Source organism: Segatella salivae F0493 (genome assembly GCF_000477535.1).
Taxonomy (GTDB): Bacteria; Bacteroidota; Bacteroidia; order Bacteroidales; family Bacteroidaceae; genus Prevotella; species Prevotella salivae.
Map to the genome: position 1 here is coordinate 262,749 of NZ_AWGW01000006.1, position 15,754 is coordinate 278,502.

General features: G+C 38.6%; 11 protein-coding genes and 1 pseudogene. 7 read left to right on the forward strand and 5 right to left on the reverse strand.

Translation table 11 applies throughout. The annotated features are described in order from the left end of the window. Positions 1-32: 32 nt before the first annotated feature. The 4 genes from HMPREF9145_RS01995 to HMPREF9145_RS02010 all read right to left on the reverse strand — a co-directional run bounded on the left by HMPREF9145_RS01995 (position 33) and on the right by HMPREF9145_RS02010 (position 6,724). Positions 33-1,607 carry a RagB/SusD family nutrient uptake outer membrane protein gene (locus HMPREF9145_RS01995; protein WP_036906295.1) on the reverse strand — a complete coding sequence of 525 codons (1,575 nt, stop codon included), beginning with the start codon at positions 1,605-1,607 and terminating at the stop codon, positions 33-35. Between the two features lie 11 nt (positions 1,608-1,618). Continuing rightward, complete coding sequence (locus HMPREF9145_RS02000) at positions 1,619-4,900, reverse strand: SusC/RagA family TonB-linked outer membrane protein (protein ID WP_231369738.1); 3,282 nt, start codon at positions 4,898-4,900, stop codon at positions 1,619-1,621. Positions 4,901-5,050: 150 nt separating this feature from the next. After that, entirely contained in the window at positions 5,051-6,055 is a 1,005-nt protein-coding gene (locus tag HMPREF9145_RS02005; protein ID WP_021824629.1) for a FecR family protein, read from the reverse strand. A 93-nt stretch (positions 6,056-6,148) separates the two neighbouring features. Then, the gene (locus HMPREF9145_RS02010; RefSeq protein ID WP_021824665.1) at positions 6,149-6,724 is read right to left on the reverse strand and encodes an RNA polymerase sigma-70 factor; all 576 of its coding nucleotides are present in this window, start codon (positions 6,722-6,724) and stop codon (positions 6,149-6,151) included. Positions 6,725-6,967: 243 nt separating this feature from the next. Between HMPREF9145_RS02010 and HMPREF9145_RS02015 the strand changes: the two genes are divergently transcribed. From HMPREF9145_RS02015 to HMPREF9145_RS02030, 4 genes are read left to right on the forward strand one after another with little or no spacing between them, the layout of a single operon-like run. After that, positions 6,968-7,669 (forward strand): ABC transporter ATP-binding protein, encoded by a 702-nt coding sequence (locus HMPREF9145_RS02015; protein WP_021824755.1) that lies wholly within the window; start codon positions 6,968-6,970, stop codon positions 7,667-7,669. After that, positions 7,662-8,432: a hypothetical protein gene (locus HMPREF9145_RS02020; RefSeq protein ID WP_021824533.1), complete on the forward strand. Its 771-nt coding sequence runs from the start codon at positions 7,662-7,664 to the stop codon at positions 8,430-8,432. The genes HMPREF9145_RS02015 and HMPREF9145_RS02020 overlap by 8 nt, the downstream gene beginning before the upstream one ends. A gap of 17 nt (positions 8,433-8,449) precedes the next feature. Further along, complete coding sequence (locus tag HMPREF9145_RS02025) at positions 8,450-9,304, forward strand: hypothetical protein (protein WP_036906220.1); 855 nt, start codon at positions 8,450-8,452, stop codon at positions 9,302-9,304. Between the two features lie 2 nt (positions 9,305-9,306). Then, complete coding sequence (locus HMPREF9145_RS02030; protein WP_021824567.1) at positions 9,307-9,753, forward strand: nucleoside deaminase; 447 nt, start codon at positions 9,307-9,309, stop codon at positions 9,751-9,753. A 26-nt stretch (positions 9,754-9,779) separates the two neighbouring features. On the opposite strand, the gene HMPREF9145_RS02035 is transcribed toward HMPREF9145_RS02030, so the two are convergent. Continuing rightward, on the reverse strand, positions 9,780-10,766 hold the full coding sequence (locus HMPREF9145_RS02035) for an esterase-like activity of phytase family protein (RefSeq protein ID WP_021824487.1): 987 nt from the start codon (positions 10,764-10,766) through the stop codon (positions 9,780-9,782). Between the two features lie 813 nt (positions 10,767-11,579). Here HMPREF9145_RS02035 and HMPREF9145_RS02040 point away from each other — a divergent pair. From HMPREF9145_RS02040 to HMPREF9145_RS02050, 3 genes and pseudogenes are all read left to right on the forward strand, one after another. Continuing rightward, positions 11,580-12,967 (forward strand): annotated as a pseudogene (locus HMPREF9145_RS02040) (SGNH/GDSL hydrolase family protein). Continuing rightward, positions 12,964-14,469, forward strand: a complete 1,506-nt coding sequence (locus HMPREF9145_RS02045) for an MBOAT family O-acyltransferase (protein ID WP_021824676.1) — start codon at positions 12,964-12,966, stop codon at positions 14,467-14,469. Before HMPREF9145_RS02040 ends, HMPREF9145_RS02045 begins: the two are co-directional and overlap by 4 nt. Positions 14,470-14,699: 230 nt before the next feature. Further along, positions 14,700-15,572: a sigma-70 family RNA polymerase sigma factor gene (locus HMPREF9145_RS02050; RefSeq protein WP_007134388.1), complete on the forward strand. Its 873-nt coding sequence runs from the start codon at positions 14,700-14,702 to the stop codon at positions 15,570-15,572. Positions 15,573-15,754: the final 182 nt, after the last annotated feature.

The following is a 15,754-nucleotide window of genomic DNA, read 5'->3' on the forward strand; positions in this document are numbered from 1 at the left end:
TTATCAATTTTACATTAAAATTTAGCATAGTTCTATTTTGCAATCCATACATCTGTAGCCATATTGTTAGGGCCTCCAAGTAATTGAAGAGCTGCATCATTATTTTCTTTATTATTGAGACGTTCTTCCTGTGGATAGTACAGACGGCGTGCTCCTCGTTCTGAATTAACGATTCCACCACTATTATTTACAACTACAGGCATTAGCTTAGGGAATCCTGTACGGCGATATTCAGTCCAGGCTTCTTGACCTAATGGAAAATTAGCGAGCCATTTTTGGGTAATTATCTTTTCAAGTTTCTCTTCTTCAGATGCACTGTTGCTCCAAGCAATTGTTGCTGTAGAAACAGAACCACTATAAGAATTAAGACCTACAGGGTCATTATAAGGCTCTGGAGTACTGGAATTATCTGAAAGATAAGAGTCTATACCTGTTACTCCCCATTGCCCAAATGACAAACGAATGCCTTGCTCATAAAAGTTTTGAGCTGTTCCTCCCATATTCCAACCACGAAGTGCACCTTCTGCACGTAGGAAAGCTACCTCAGCAGCATTCATCCAAAGTAATTTAGAGTCAGTTGCAACCTTATAGTTCGAATACATATTTGAAACAGCTTGGCTTGGAATACTAATGCCCGAGCGTAAACCATGGAATCCATTAGAAGCATTAGTAAAGGTTGACTGTGTAAATATTGCAGCACGACGAGGGTCGTTGTAGCCATTCATATAGCTTATAATATCAGCCCCTACACGAGAGTCACCGTGATTATTCTCAACTCCATTATACTCATGCATGACCACATAGAATGGATTTGTGCTTGAAATGGTAAGTTCTGCATTGTCAGCGTTGTCTGTAAACACACCAATTGTATGATTCACGGCTTCTTCCGCCATTTGTTTAGCTTTGTCAGGTGAAGCCTTTGCTATGTGGATAGCTAAGCGGAGTTTTAATGAATTGGCAAACTTAATCCACTTCTCTACTTTACCGCCATACACGTGGTCCGCCTTAGGGCTGAAGTCATTTGTGCGATTAGCAGTCAGATTCGTGATAGCACTATCAAGCTGTGAAAACATGAGATTATACACATTTTCCTGCGAATCGTATGGAGCGGTGATTTTACCATCTGCACCTACCTTAGAATAAGGTATTGGTCCATATGCATCGGTAATGCGATGAATGCCGGCAACTTTGATGATTTGTGCTACAGATCGAGGCACAATATCTTCTGTTACATTATATACCTGATTACTATAGATAAAGAGCTTTGGAATAAAATCAACGAATAATACTCTATCCCAACCATTCTCAGGACTATATTGTGCAAAGTTCTTTCCTGCAAAACCGGGGTTAGAGTCAGAGATGTAGCCACCATATGAACCTCCACATAAGCATTCTGTAAATTGGTTAGCATTTACATCGGTTGGTATAACCCAACTTTCAAGGTTTATAAGAGCTGAACTTAAACTGTAAGCATTACGTTGCATCTCCTCTTTTGATACTGCATACGGATCTTGATTATAATCTTCGTAGCTGTTCGTACAACTTATTGTTGTTGTCAAAAGCAGAGCACATAAGCCAACTCCTAAGGTAATATTTATATGTTTCATGTCTTGATACATTAGAATTTAAGTTTAATGTTGAAACCAAGGTTTCTTGAACTTGGTGTCATGAACTTGTCTATGCCCTGATAATAGTTACCTGTTGTAGCTGTTGTTTCAGGGTCAAATGGAGCTTTACAATAAAGCATCAGCAGATTACGACCAACGAGTGAGAATGTAAGTTCTCCAAAGCCAAAGAGTACGTTCTTTTTAAGCGTGTAACCTATGCTGGCTTCTTGAAGGCGAACATTAGTTGCACTATAAGTATAGAATATAGGAATACCATCGCTGGCTCCAATAGTTGTAAACCAAGTTTCAGGATTAATAATGTTCTCTCCATCGTTAATAGGGACTCCGCCTTTATCGCGAATGTTAGCTGTGGTCTTGGATACACCATAGTAATCTAAGTTTGCCTGTGTTGCTGAGTAAACAATTCCTCCAAATCGAGCAGCTATCATCACTCCTATGCTCAACCCTTTCCATGAGAATTCATTACGCCAAGCCATATTACTTTTGGGAAATATTGAACCCAGCTTTATGTCTTCCACATTTGTATTTTTATAAACTTTGCCATCTTCATCAACGTACACTTTCCCATTGCTATCACGTTGAATGTCGGAAAGAGAATATAAATCTCCTAATGTTCCACCTTTTTTGAGGATAAAGTGTGCAGCACCAAGACCTCCTTCGTCGAGTTTATCAACCGTGATTAGTGCTTTTGTTTGAGGATGTACATAGGCTGTTACAAGTTCTTTAATTTTGTTTCGATTCATACTGAATGTATAATTGCTTCTCCATGAAAAATCTCCCCATGTATTATTATATCCTAATGCTAACTCTAATCCTTGATTTCTAACATTTCCTGTTTGAATATACATCTTACTATAGCCAGAAGAAGCTGATATCTTTGGGTCAAAGGTCTGATTGTATGTCTTGGTTAAATAGTAGGTCAGGTCTATATTAAAATGTTTAAACAGCCGTGTCTGTAAACCAAATTCCCAAGAATCAGTGCGCTCTGGTTTTAAGTTATACATTGGATATGTTGTCTGACTGCTCCATTGCTTTTTGTTTTCATCCCATGTGTATTTGGGATTTGCATACCATCGTGGAAATGATAGTCCCACAGAAGCAAATGATGCACGTACCTTTAGGTAATCAATCTGTTGGGGAAGATTAAACGATTCAGAAATAATCCAAGAACTGCCAATTGATGGATAGAAAAAGGACGATTTGTTAGAGTGAGGTCCTGCTAACATTGATGGCCAATCGTTTCTTCCTGTCATTGTAAGATAAAGTTGACTTCTCCAACCTAACTCAACACTGGCAAAAAGTGATTTGGTTTGATCATGGTAACCTGACTGTTCGGGAATGAGCCTGGCACGATTAATCTGTGTCACTGTGAAAACATTCGGAATTAAATTCTCGTCAATAGGTCCTCTGTTACCAAGTTGATTCCATTTAAGATCGGATAATGAAGCACCAACGTTAGCAACAAAAGATAATTTATCTTCAAAGAAGCGTTTATTGATATTTGCTATAACATCTCCATAGGTTTGCTTCCCATCAGATTTCTGTATGTTGTACATTCCATTAGAACTTCCCGTTAGTGTCATGTTTGTTGAGGCATAAAACTTTTCTTCATAAGTATTTATAGAGTTATCAATACGTATACGAGCAACTAAACTTAACCAATCAGTAAACTTATAAGTTAAACCAGCATTCATCATATAGCGGTATTTCTTATTTGTTCGTGGTGTTCGATAGTTAATCCAATAAGGATTTTGGCCTACTAATTCACTGATCAAACCATCCCAATTCTGTACATATATTTTACGTGTGGTATCATAATGTTCATACATTGCCATGTCTTGATAATCATTACCACGTGGAAAGAGATAGGCTGTAACAAGAGGGTTATTATAAACTCCCTGATTAATCATATTTCGATCGTTTTGAATTATGTAGCTCGTACCAACATCCAGTATCATCCTATCTTTCAATAAACTTGTTGTATTGCGTACAGTAAAATTGTAACGATTATACTTATTATTTGGAACAATACCTGCAGACCTCAATGCACTGGCAGATAGAAAGGTTTGATTCTTCTCTGTTCCTGTTGACATGGTGAAGGCTTCTGTTGTCATTACTCCTGTTTTGAAGTAGTCCTCAATAGGATTATATCCCATGAAATTACTTTCATTTAACAGTCGTCCCCAACTATATGATTCGGAACCACTTTCCCGTATGCTAGAGCCTGTACCATATTTATTCTGGAATTTTGGAGTGTGGAAGGCTGTTGATAGCTCTGTATTTTGGGTAATTGTAAATAAAGTGTGCCCCACGTTGCCCTTCTTCGTTGTGATAACTATGGCTCCATTTGATGCTTTCTCGCCATATAAGGCTGCTGCAGCAGCACCTGTAAGGACAGACATTGATTCAATATCTTCTGAATTTAAGTCAGCTATACCTTCGGATGTACCTGATGATGCAAATTCTGTTGAACCTTCTTTCCCTGTATTTAGCATGGGAATACCATCAATAACATATAAAACATTACTTGATTGCATGATGGATCGAACTCCACGCATGACAACTTTAGAGGCTCCGCCAGCTCCTGATGAAGAAGCATTAATGTTGACACCTGCAACTTTTCCATTTAATGAATTGATAAAGTTGGCATCCTTATTTACAGATACTGCGTCGCCAGCAACCTGCTGTACATTGTAGGAGAGTGCCTTTTGTTCACGTTTTATGCCAAGGGCTGTAACAACAACTTCATTCAATTCCTTAGAGTTTTCATGCAGTGTAAGATTTAACTGATTGCTATTTACACGAGCATCCTTTGTAGTGAAGCCTACGTATGAGCATTCTAATATATCACCACGATTGGCACTGATAGTGTAGTTGCCATCAAGATCGGTAACCACTGCATTGTTTGTTCCTCTTACTTTCACTGTAACACCAATCAAGGGATTACCATTTACGTCCTGCACTTGCCCCTTGATGGTTTGCTTTTGGCCCGTTTTCTTTGGCTTTTGGGGTGTAGGTTTGGTTAGGATTACATGGCGACCTGATATCGAATATTCTAATCCTGTCTCCTTCATCATTGCATCAAGCAATGCACTTAATTTCTCAGTTTTAGAATTTACCTTAACTTGTTTGGTCAGGTCTAAGGCATTTTGTCCATAGTCGATAGACAAATTGGTTTGCTTCTCAATAGTGCTAATAAGCTGTTGGACTGTAGTAGTGGTCTTGTCGAGTCTTACTACTTGATGTTGTCCCTTCATGCCTATAGTAGTCATTGAAAGAAACAAACCTAAAAGAAAGGTTGTTCTTTTCACTTTTATTGCTTTAAGGTTAATAATATTTTTATCGTTTTATTCCATTATGAAAGTAAAACGGATTGTAAATGTATTTGTTTAGATTTGATTGCTAAGGTTCTTTCTGTCTTCTTAATGTGTGTCCTCCTTTCTGCTTTGGATAAGCTTTATTGTTTGACCATCTTTATAATATTCTAAGTTGTTTTTCAATTTGGTGATTACTTTCATTACATCATCAATCGTTTCTCTATTGGTGAAGTTCATGGTAAATCTTTGATTTGTTTCTACAGAACGACCAATGTCAAACTTAACTTTATATTGTTTTTCTATTGCCTGGAGTATTTTACCAAGAGGTTGGTTATTAAAAGATAGATTATGAAGCATCCAATAATTGCATTCTGATGCAAGAACAGATTGTTTCGACAATTGTCCATTGGCCCTATTATAGACGATTTGTTCATTAGGGCTCATCATTTCGTTATGGCTTTTATCATATAACTTTACGCTTCCTTTTACTAAGGTAGTTGTAATCTGTTCCTCGTTTGGATACGCTTTGACGCTAAACTCTGTGCCAAGTACTTGAATATTCAACTTTCCTGAATGTACAATAAAGGGATGTTTCGTGTCTTTAGCTACCGAGAAATAGGCTTCTCCTAATAGATATACATCACGATTCCCACTATGTGCATTGAAAGAAGATGGATAAAGAATATTCGAATTTGAGTTAAGAATAACCTTTGTGCCATCAGAAAGAATTAAAGAATCAATCTTTCCTTCTGGAACATAGAACTCAACCAATTGTTTCTGTTCAAAGAATTTCTCCGCATATAGCCATGGAAGCACTGCACTTATGATTGGTAGAATTAGTATTGCTGCCCAGCGTAGTATCTTCTTGCGCTTATTTCTTTGCCGAATCTTGTTCTCATATTCATTTCGATTTGCTTGAAATCGTTGCAAAGCATCTTGAACATTCATGTCCTCTTCATGAAGATTATTCCATATTTGCAGCATGGCTTCATCTTTCTCTTCGACTTGAATATCCTTCATTAGCCAATATCTAATGTAATTTGAATATTTCTTAGGCGTGATACCATCGAAGAAATCGTTGATTATATGGTTTAGATTCTCTCGTTTCATGCTTATATTGAGGTTTATATCTATAAGACACTAAATAACGATGATACACGTAATCAATGATTGTTAATATAAATTAAAACGCGAATTATCGTTTTATTTAATTAAAGTGATTAGTTCAAGTAAGGACATTAACACCAGCACTTTTCTTAAATCACGAAGTGCAAGCATGAGGTGTGTTTCTACAGTACGCTTACTAATATTCAATTTTTCAGCGATTTCGGCATTCGATAATCCTTCTCTTCGACTTAAAAGAAACACATTTCGTCTTTGTGGTGCAAGCTTATTAATCTCTCGATCAATCATAGTCTTTATTTCATCATAGTATAAAAGGTCACATGCAGCACTTTGTTCCTCTACTATCAATGAGCTGTTTAGGCTTATGGTTGAATGGCGAAATGCATCTCTTAGAAAGTTAAGCGTTGTATTTTTCAGTATGGTGAAGATATAACCATCAAGATTTTCAATGCCCATGAGCTTTTCACTATTCATCCAAAGTTGCATAAAGACATCCTGAACAATATTCTCTGCATCGTCTTCGCAGCCACATAAACGACTTGCAAAGCACTTCATCTTTGGGTAGAACTGCTTAAAGAGAAGATTGAAAGCCTCTTCATTTTTCTGCCGAAGCGCAGTAAGTAGAAGTTTGTTTGAAACACTTGTGTTTGTCATGTGGTATGAATAAATAAACTATATTACTGCACAAAGATATAGATTTTACCAATGATGACCAAATTTCTGTTAGAGTTTGAAGTTTTTCATCATGAAATTACTTGGCTAAATAGCTTGTATATGGCTCCCTTTTTCAATGGGAAGATTTTATTTCTAAAATTGTTTGATGATTTATAAAATGTTATTTATATTTGCAATGTCGAATGTAGTGTGAGCTATTCGATGTGATTTTAAGTAACAATTATGGAGATTAAAAACCTAAGTTTCTGTTATCCTAAGCATTCAGATTCTGTGTTTAGTGATTTCAATCTACAGCTTCAGTCTGGCCGAATCTATGGTCTTCTGGGCCCGAATGGCGCAGGAAAGTCCACCTTATTATATATGATGGCTGGTCTGCTGACACCCGATAGGGGACAAGTAATCCTTGATGGTGTAGATGTTCGTAAGCGTCGACCTTCTATAATGCGTGAGATTTTTCTCGTACCTGATGAGTTTGAACTGCCAAATGTAACGCTTCAACAATATATTAAGACAAATAGTGTCTTCTATCCTCGCTTTTCTAAGGACGATATGAACATCTATTTACAAACTTTTGGCATGACACTTGACGTGCAGTTAGGGGCACTTTCGCTTGGTCAACGCAAAAAGATTTTCATGAGTTTTGCCATGGCAACACACACGAAATTATTGCTGATGGACGAGCCGACCAACGGACTTGATATTCCGGGAAAACGCCAATTCCGAGATTTTATCCAGCAAGGTATCAGTTCAGAACGCATATTTGTAATCTCAACGCATCAGGTGAAAGACATTGAAAGCGTGCTGAATCATGTATTACTCATTGATAGAAGTGAAATTGTTCGAAATGAAGAATTAAAAGCAGGCACTGACCTTGAAGCATATTTTGAGGCTGCCATGCAAGGAAAGGAGGTACACCATGACTAATGATTTCTTTGATTCTAAACGATTTTTCTGTTATTTAAGTAAGCTATGGACCGAACAACGGCGTACGCTTCTTATTTCTGCAGCCATACTTTTAGGCATACTTTTCGTAATAGAGTTATGGTCTTGCGTTACATATTATAGTTCTGTTTATTATCCTGATGATGGAAGTAAAGCCTCAGATAGCGTTAAGAATGCGATTTCTATATGGGGAACGTTATTGCTCTACGCAGGAAGTTGCATTTCTGCCACACGATTTTTCACCGATGGTCAACAGAAAGCAGGACGCATTCACGTACTGACACTGCCCGTAAGTATGTTTGAAAATTGGCTTGCTCGCACCTTGTTATTCGTTGTAAGCTATTTGGTTGTGTTTCATCTCATTTTTTATGGACTCGAAATAGTGCGTTTTTTACTATTCGCTCCGGCCCTACCTAAAGTGGATATCGAAATAGCAAGCCCCATTATTTGGATAGTACGGGCGAGTGATATACGAATAAATATATTGATAACTATGGCATGGACCGTCTTTGCTATTTCGTTTTTTATGCTCGGAAGCTTAGTCTTTCCGCGCAAACCTCTATTGGGAACAACGATATCGGCCTTTATCTTAGTTCTTATTGGAGGTCTTTTGTCATTGTTTTTTGCTATGCCAGGCGAGTACTCTTTCTATTTTGTTTCGGCATGGATAGGTATTCTTGGTGTGATGAATCTTTGGCTTTCTTATCGCCGTTTGTGTGAGTTGGAAGTAATAGATCGTATGTAAAGGAAGGAGGAACGGCAATGAAAACAACAACAAAGATAATTATCGGGCTCATAGCAGCAACCTATATGATTATTTTGATAGTATCAACCACTTCACTAAAAGCGCCAACAAAGTATTTCCAAACGAGCACAAGAGGTATACTGAAAACGCAAAACATAACGGCAGTTCAGGCTTTTGTTTCCCTACTTCAATATTCGGATGACAGTCAGGGCTATGTCGTGGAATTAATTCCTGATGATAAAACGAACGAAGTTACTATTGATTATCCTTCAGAAGTCCTTGATGTGAAGATGAAAGGCAGCATCTTAGACATTCTAATAGGGCACGAGTTGGCGAAGTTTAAGGCTGAGAACAAAGACTATGAAATCGTGGAAAATAGGGCTAAACAAACGGAGGCGGAAGAGGAAGCAACATCAGATACTTATACTAATAATGTGATTGTGCGGATTAAACTGCCACGGGCTATGTTGCTCAAGCTGCTTGCTGATGCGAGGAGTCTAAATCTAAATGGTGGGGTTTTGCAATTAGATAACCTTAGCCTTGACACATTCGATTTTCAGCGTGACCTCTATTTATCGCTTAACCATTGTAACTTTAAGCAAGCAACCATATCGGTTGGTTCGCAAACATTAAATTTAAGTCACACCCATATAGGTAATCTCACCTTCTATGGAAAGAAGGCTCATGATACTTATAGTGAGACAAGTATCAGTGAAGAAGAGGGAACGACGATAGATCACCTGTTGTTGAAGACAACAGTGGATATGACTCTTCAGTATTCCTGTTATAAAAGCATTGAGGTTCAACCACTGGGCCATGAGCCTGTGGATATTCACTTGAGAGGTGTTAAGGGGCATTGTAAGTTAAAATAAGCATGAAAGAAACAGACGATAAAGACGAACAGTTCATGCGAAAAGCTCTCTATGAGGCTCAAAAGGCAGCCGACGAAGGAGAGATTCCCATAGGGGTTGTTATCGTATGTAATGATAGAATTATCAGCAGGGCACACAATCTGACCGAGAAACTGCATGATGTTACCGCACATGCTGAGATGCAAGCCATCACCGCGGCAGCCGATTTACTTGGTGGAAAGTATCTTTCCGACTGCACACTTTACGTGACAGTAGAACCTTGTGTCATGTGTGCTGGTGCCATTGGATGGGCACAAATAGGACGCATTGTCTATGGAGCAAGCGATGAGAAGCGTGGCTATCAGCTTTATGCGCCACGTGCCTTGCACCCTAAAGCTGTAGTAACGCGAGGGGTGTTAGAAGCAGAATGTAGGCAAATGATTCAGGATTTCTTCAAACAAAAGCGTTAAATCGTAAGTTGTTTTCTTGCACATCGTTAGAAGACTATTGTGCGAAAATAGTCTTTTAACACACCTTTATAACGATCCTGACTATCGGCACAGAGCACAACAACATGCCGACCATCGCTCAATCTCGGTCCTTCGCACATGCCTTCATAGTTTGCAAAGTCATTATCTACAAGCTGAAGCCACGTTCTCCAGCCTGTAATAAACTGCTTATGTGGGTTGCCTGGCTTAATACGGAAAACCTTATTCATTACCCAGCTATTGATTTTCAGCGGACGAACATAAAGTTCTCGCTCAAGCACCAACAGCGTTCCGTCGTCTAATGCTAATAAATCTGATACGCCATAAGCATGTCGATTGTCGCATTTTGCAGTCGATTCTAAGGGCTCATCAATAAGATAAGAGAATTGTTTCTCTTCTTTTAAGTCTGTCGTGAGTTGCTTCAAACGCATCAATAAACCATTATCTCCTGTGAGAGAAGACTCATTGATGGTGAAGAGTCGATTGCGTTTATGGTCATAAGTGAGGCTTTCTATGCTACGATTCACTTTACTCCGTTGCCGATAATCATCTATAACGGTCGAATTAACAATCTTTTTGCGCTCCATATCATAGTCGATTATCTCAGAAGGAGCCTCATTTCCAATATAAAGATGATGCGTTGTAGGATTATAAGCCACAGCCTCTTCGTCAAGATTTGAACCTGGAAGTGGAGTAAATACCTTGTTGTCTACTCGTTTAATCTCACCATTTTCTGTCAGTGTAATATGGAAAGTGAAGAATCCTTCCTGGCTACCTTTGTCGCTGACAACAGCATAATCGTCATTACCCAGATAGGTAATGCCACTATAATTGCCAGGAGGAATCGTCTTGATAGCACGTTGTCTTAACAAAGTAGCATGCAGCGTGTCACTCATTTCGTTTGTATCAATGGGGCTGAAAATGCCATAACCTTCAGTGAAAAAGGTGATTTGAAGGAGGATGATGATAAATAAAACGACGCGTCTCATGTTCATAAGCAAACCATTTTAATGAAGGTTGTTTTCTGTTATCCTTGCTACCTCTTTGTATGAACAACCTAAAAAGTAATGATGCAAAGGTAATAAAAAATACGTTTTCAGGTGATATATAACTTATAATGATTATTAATTTGTGCAGTTTTGTGTGATGTTTGCTTTATTTTTGAGTGAAAATGCTATCAATTTGCAAATAAATAGGCATCTTGTTCTTTACTTTTTATGTTTTGTCCTGACTTTAGCTTTGATTTAGAATCAATGTGTTTGTTGATTAAAATCTATCGAATGAAAAGGTTTTCTCAATAAAATTGTTTTGCATATCCATAAATCTCATTTCTCTTTCTAATATCGCTTGTATTATTTATTGCCTTAGAAACAATAGGGCGGAGTAATCGTTCATTTCTCTACTTCTCTGGTTCTGTAATGTGTTGAGCATTAGGTGGTTAGGCGAACCAAAAGGGAGGGTGTGCAAAAGTGCATCAATTGGTGTTGTAATCTGCGCCAAAACATGCGATGATAAGCGTCAAATCACTCAATGATTTGCATCGAATTACGATGTAACTTGATAAGAGTTGGTTTATATAAAGAATTTGTTTTTGTGTAGTTGCGTGATAAATTTATTCGCAAACAGCAATAGTTTATCGGATTTTATGCTTACCTTTGTCGCCCGTCAGAAAGGGTTGTTTTGAAATGTGTGAAGCATTTGAGAAAACCTTCTGCCACAGCTATCTTTGTAAGGTATAAAAGATTACTGATAAATTGTTTTCAACTATCAACAGAACGCATACTCAATTCAGGTAAAAAATATTTGTAATGGATCAGCCAGTAAGAACTTTTACGTTGGCAGGTTTGGTGGTGTTTTTTCTTCTTCTCATGCATCTTATGCCGTCAATCAGCATAGATGGGACCGAACTTCGCCATGTTAATATACTCAGTCAGCTATTTCCCAATAATCAAAAGAGTGAAGGTGATGTATTGCCTGCACCCAAAGCACCGAAAGCAATGGTTGCCGTTACCGACCATGGCAAGGTGATTTCGTTTAAGGAAAAGTGGCCGAAAGGCGTAGAACCAATAGTAGATTACTCAGAAGGGAAGCCTGGAGGTATGGCTTTCTTTTATGCACAGCTCGATCGTTCGAAGCAACTTGACAGACCTGTTCGCATTGCTTATTTTGGAGATTCATTCATTGAAGGTGATATTCTAACTGGAGATTTGCGTGCAATGTTTCAGAATCGGTTTGGAGGAGATGGCGTTGGATGGATTGATTGCACAATGCCTTCGTCGACAGTAAGGCGTACTATCAGTCAGAAATCAAACGGAATCACTGCTTATACGGCTATAAAGAAGCCATTTGACAAGGCACACAGGGGATTTCGCTACGCTATTTTGTGGGTGCTGAGGATGCAACAACATCAGCACATGGGTCTAAAGCTCAGCCCCATGTTGACCATTGGACCAATGCAACCTTGTTTTTCAGTTCGCCACAAGCCATGCGGGTGAGTGTTCAAGCAGGCAGTTTGCCTTCTTCTGATTATCTTACCGCGGCGTCAAATGATGTTCAAATGCTCAAGACTAAAGGGAAGATGAGCAGTGTTAGCTATCGTTTCTCGGAGATAACTCCCCATACAACACTCTACGGAATGGCTTTAGAATCGGATAGGGGAGTAATCCTTGATAACCTATCAATGCGCGGAGCGTCTGGTGTTCAGCTTGAAGCAATTCCACAAAAGACATTGACTGGTTTTGCACATTTACGTCCTTACGACCTTATTATCGTTCATTTTGGATTGAATGAAGCTGTTAAAGGCAACACCATTCCTTTGTTAAAGGGCTATATGAAAAGGATGAAGAAGGCTATAGAAGCCCTTCGTTTGGCTTTCCCTGAAGCCAGTATTCTCGTAGTTAGTGTGCCCGATCGTGACCAACGAACAGCAGATGGTATCACCACACTTCAAGAAGTGAAAGACCTTGTGAGTCTGCAAGCGCAGTTGGCTGCCGATTGTCATGTGGGGTTTTATAACTTTTATCAGGCTATGGGCGGTCAAGGCAGCATGAAAAAACTTGTTGATGGCAACCTCGCGAATAAGGATTATACGCATTTAAGCTTTGGAGGTGGGAAGTTAGTAGCCAAGAAAATGTACTCATCTTTTATTGCAGGATTTGATAATTATAAGCGCCGTAAGGCATTAGAACAACAATGATAGAACGTCTTATCAGTCTACTCAGTTACAATCCAAAGGAACCGCTCATCTTTTCAAGCGGACTTTTCTTGATACTTTTCCTTGGATTCTCGTTTATATACATGCTGCTTCGTCATCGTTTGCAGCCACGTCTCGTCTTTGTGACACTCTTTTCTTATTACTTTTACTATAAGAGTAGTGGATTATTCTTCTTTCTTTTAGCTGTTGTTACGGTCAGTGATTTCTTTATTGCTAAGCGTATTCAGCAATTAGATGATAGTTGTCAGAATGATGAAGCACGTAAAACAATAGATCGAAAACGTAAGGCTCTTGTTGTGTTAAGCCTTATAATAGACTTAGGTTTGCTTGGATATTTCAAGTATACCAACTTCTTTGCTGGGATGATATGCCAAATGATAGGGCATAATTTCCAACCATGGGATATCTTCTTGCCAGTGGGTATCAGCTTCTTTACCTTTCAAAGCATGAGTTATACGATTGATGTCTATCGCCGAAGTCTTAAGCCTCTGCCACATCTTCTTGACTATGCATTTTATGTTTCGTTCTTCCCGCAGTTGGTAGCAGGCCCAATTGTGCGTGCATCGGATTTCGCTCCGCAAATCAGTAAACCTATTGTTATCACGAATGATATGTTTGCTCGTGGGGTGTATTTTATCATTATAGGTTTATTTAAGAAAGCTGTTATCAGCGATTATATTAGTCTTAACTTTGTCGATCGAATCTTTGATAACCCTATGCTCTATAGCGGTTTGGAGAATTTAGTTGGGATTTATGGCTACGCGCTACAGATATATTGTGACTTTAGCGGTTATAGTGATATGGCAATCGGTATTGCTTTGTTGCTCGGATTCCACTTTCCACAGAACTTTAACGCACCATATAGGTCGATAAGTATAACAGATTTTTGGAGGCGTTGGCACATTTCTCTGTCCACTTGGATACGCGATTACATCTATATCTCGTTGGGTGGCAACAGAAAAGGAAAGGTTCGGCAGTATATAAACCTGATTATCACGATGCTGTTGGGAGGTCTTTGGCATGGTGCGAGCCTCAATTTTGTGGCTTGGGGAGGTATGCACGGCTTGGCTTTAGCTGTTCATAAGTTCTTTAGTCAACATATTATGCATCATGATCGTAATTATGTGTCGCGTGGAATCAAGAAGGTTTTGGCTGTCGTGCTCACGTTCCATTTCGTTTGTTTCACCTGGATTTTCTTCCGACAGAATACATTTGCTGCAGGATGGACTATGATTAGACAAATATTTATGAATTTCCATCCCGAATTGTTACTGCAATTTGTCAATGGATATAAATATGTATTGGCCTTTATGGTGTTTGGTTTTGTGACGCATTTCTTGCCTGATCGTTGGCAAGAGGCTATCGTTGGAGCTCTAAAACGAAGTAATGTTGTGGTTTATGCTGTACTGATTACGGCCGTGATTTACATTGTTATTCAGGTAAAGAGCTCAACGATTCAACCATTTATCTATTTCCAATTCTAAATGATTTCATCTTGTGCAGAAAGTTTTCTCATTGTTTTTGAGTTAAGTTTCAGTATGAGTGAAATCTTAAATAACACAAAATAGCTTTGTGAATTTCATAAAAAACAATAATAATTCAAAGTATTACTTGTTTTGTATTTTAATAATGTGTACCTTTGCAAGCCTTTTATAATGAGGTAATGCGTATAGAGTTGGTTATCAGGTTATAAAGAAAGAATAAGGTAAGAAGGATGAGACAGCTAAAAATTCAGAAGAGTATTACGAACCGTTCGAGTGAAGCCTTGGACAAGTACCTTGTAGAAATTGGTCGTGCTCCATTGATTTCAATTGACGAAGAAATTGAGTTGGCGCAAAAGATCAAAAAGGGTGGTCGTGATGGTGAGCGTGCAAAGGAAAAATTAGTCACTGCCAATCTTCGATTTGTTGTATCAGTTGCCAAGCAATATCAGCACCAGGGACTCTCTCTGACCGACTTAATTGACGAGGGAAATATAGGACTTGTCAAAGCAGCGGAGAAGTTTGATGAGACCCGTGGCTTTAAGTTTATCTCATATGCTGTATGGTGGATTCGGCAAAGTATACTTCAAGCAATAGCCGAACAGAGTCGTATAGTGCGTCTTCCGCTTAATCAGGTTGGCTCATTGAATAAGATTAACCGCGAGATTAATAAGTTTGAACAAGAATATCAGCGTAAACCTTCGTTGTCAGAGTTGTCACATGCTACGAAGATTGAAGAGGAAAAAATTGATCAAAGCTTAATGGCTGACAGTCATCATGTGAGTATTGATGCACCTTTTCAAGAGGGTGAAGACAATAGTATGGTGGATGTGATGGCTGGAGGTGACGATAGTCGCACGGATAAACAGGTAGATCACGAATCAATGGCACTTGAGTTGGAGTCTGTTTTGCGTAAAGTTTTGAAGGAACGCGAGATTACTATCATACGCGAATGCTTTGGAATAGGTTGTCATGAGAAAGGACTTGAAGAGATTGGAGACCAACTTGGTCTAACTCGTGAACGCGTTCGACAGATTCGTGAAAAGAGTATTGCAAAACTTCGTGATAGTGGTTATGCAAAGATTTTGATGAAATATTTGGGTTAAAACATCGGCTTTAGATGAAAAGATAATAAGAGAGGCTTCGGTCTCTCTTTTTTATTTGTTAAGCAATTGGATTAGAATATCAGTCAAGAATGTTTTAACGCTGTTGTATGTACATTTGAATGGAGAAATAAAAGCATATCAGGTTTGATTCAGTTTGCTTTATATTTAATTAATGTTAATAT

Bases quoted from the DNA above. Each gene is read 5' to 3' on its own strand.
- HMPREF9145_RS02045 (WP_021824676.1), top strand. From the start codon at position 12,964: ATGATAGAACGTCTTATCAGTCTACTCAGTTACAATCCAAAGGAACCG.
- HMPREF9145_RS02050 (WP_007134388.1), top strand. From the start codon at position 14,700: ATGAGACAGCTAAAAATTCAGAAGAGTATTACGAACCGTTCGAGTGAA.
- HMPREF9145_RS02020 (WP_021824533.1), top strand. From the start codon at position 7,662: ATGACTAATGATTTCTTTGATTCTAAACGATTTTTCTGTTATTTAAGT.
- HMPREF9145_RS02030 (WP_021824567.1), top strand. From the start codon at position 9,307: ATGAAAGAAACAGACGATAAAGACGAACAGTTCATGCGAAAAGCTCTC.
- HMPREF9145_RS02025 (WP_036906220.1), top strand. From the start codon at position 8,450: ATGAAAACAACAACAAAGATAATTATCGGGCTCATAGCAGCAACCTAT.
- HMPREF9145_RS02000 (WP_231369738.1), bottom strand. From the start codon at position 4,900: ATGACTACTATAGGCATGAAGGGACAACATCAAGTAGTAAGACTCGAC.
- HMPREF9145_RS01995 (WP_036906295.1), bottom strand. From the start codon at position 1,607: ATGAAACATATAAATATTACCTTAGGAGTTGGCTTATGTGCTCTGCTT.
- HMPREF9145_RS02010 (WP_021824665.1), bottom strand. From the start codon at position 6,724: ATGACAAACACAAGTGTTTCAAACAAACTTCTACTTACTGCGCTTCGG.
- HMPREF9145_RS02005 (WP_021824629.1), bottom strand. From the start codon at position 6,055: ATGAAACGAGAGAATCTAAACCATATAATCAACGATTTCTTCGATGGT.
- HMPREF9145_RS02015 (WP_021824755.1), top strand. From the start codon at position 6,968: ATGGAGATTAAAAACCTAAGTTTCTGTTATCCTAAGCATTCAGATTCT.
- HMPREF9145_RS02035 (WP_021824487.1), bottom strand. From the start codon at position 10,766: ATGAACATGAGACGCGTCGTTTTATTTATCATCATCCTCCTTCAAATC.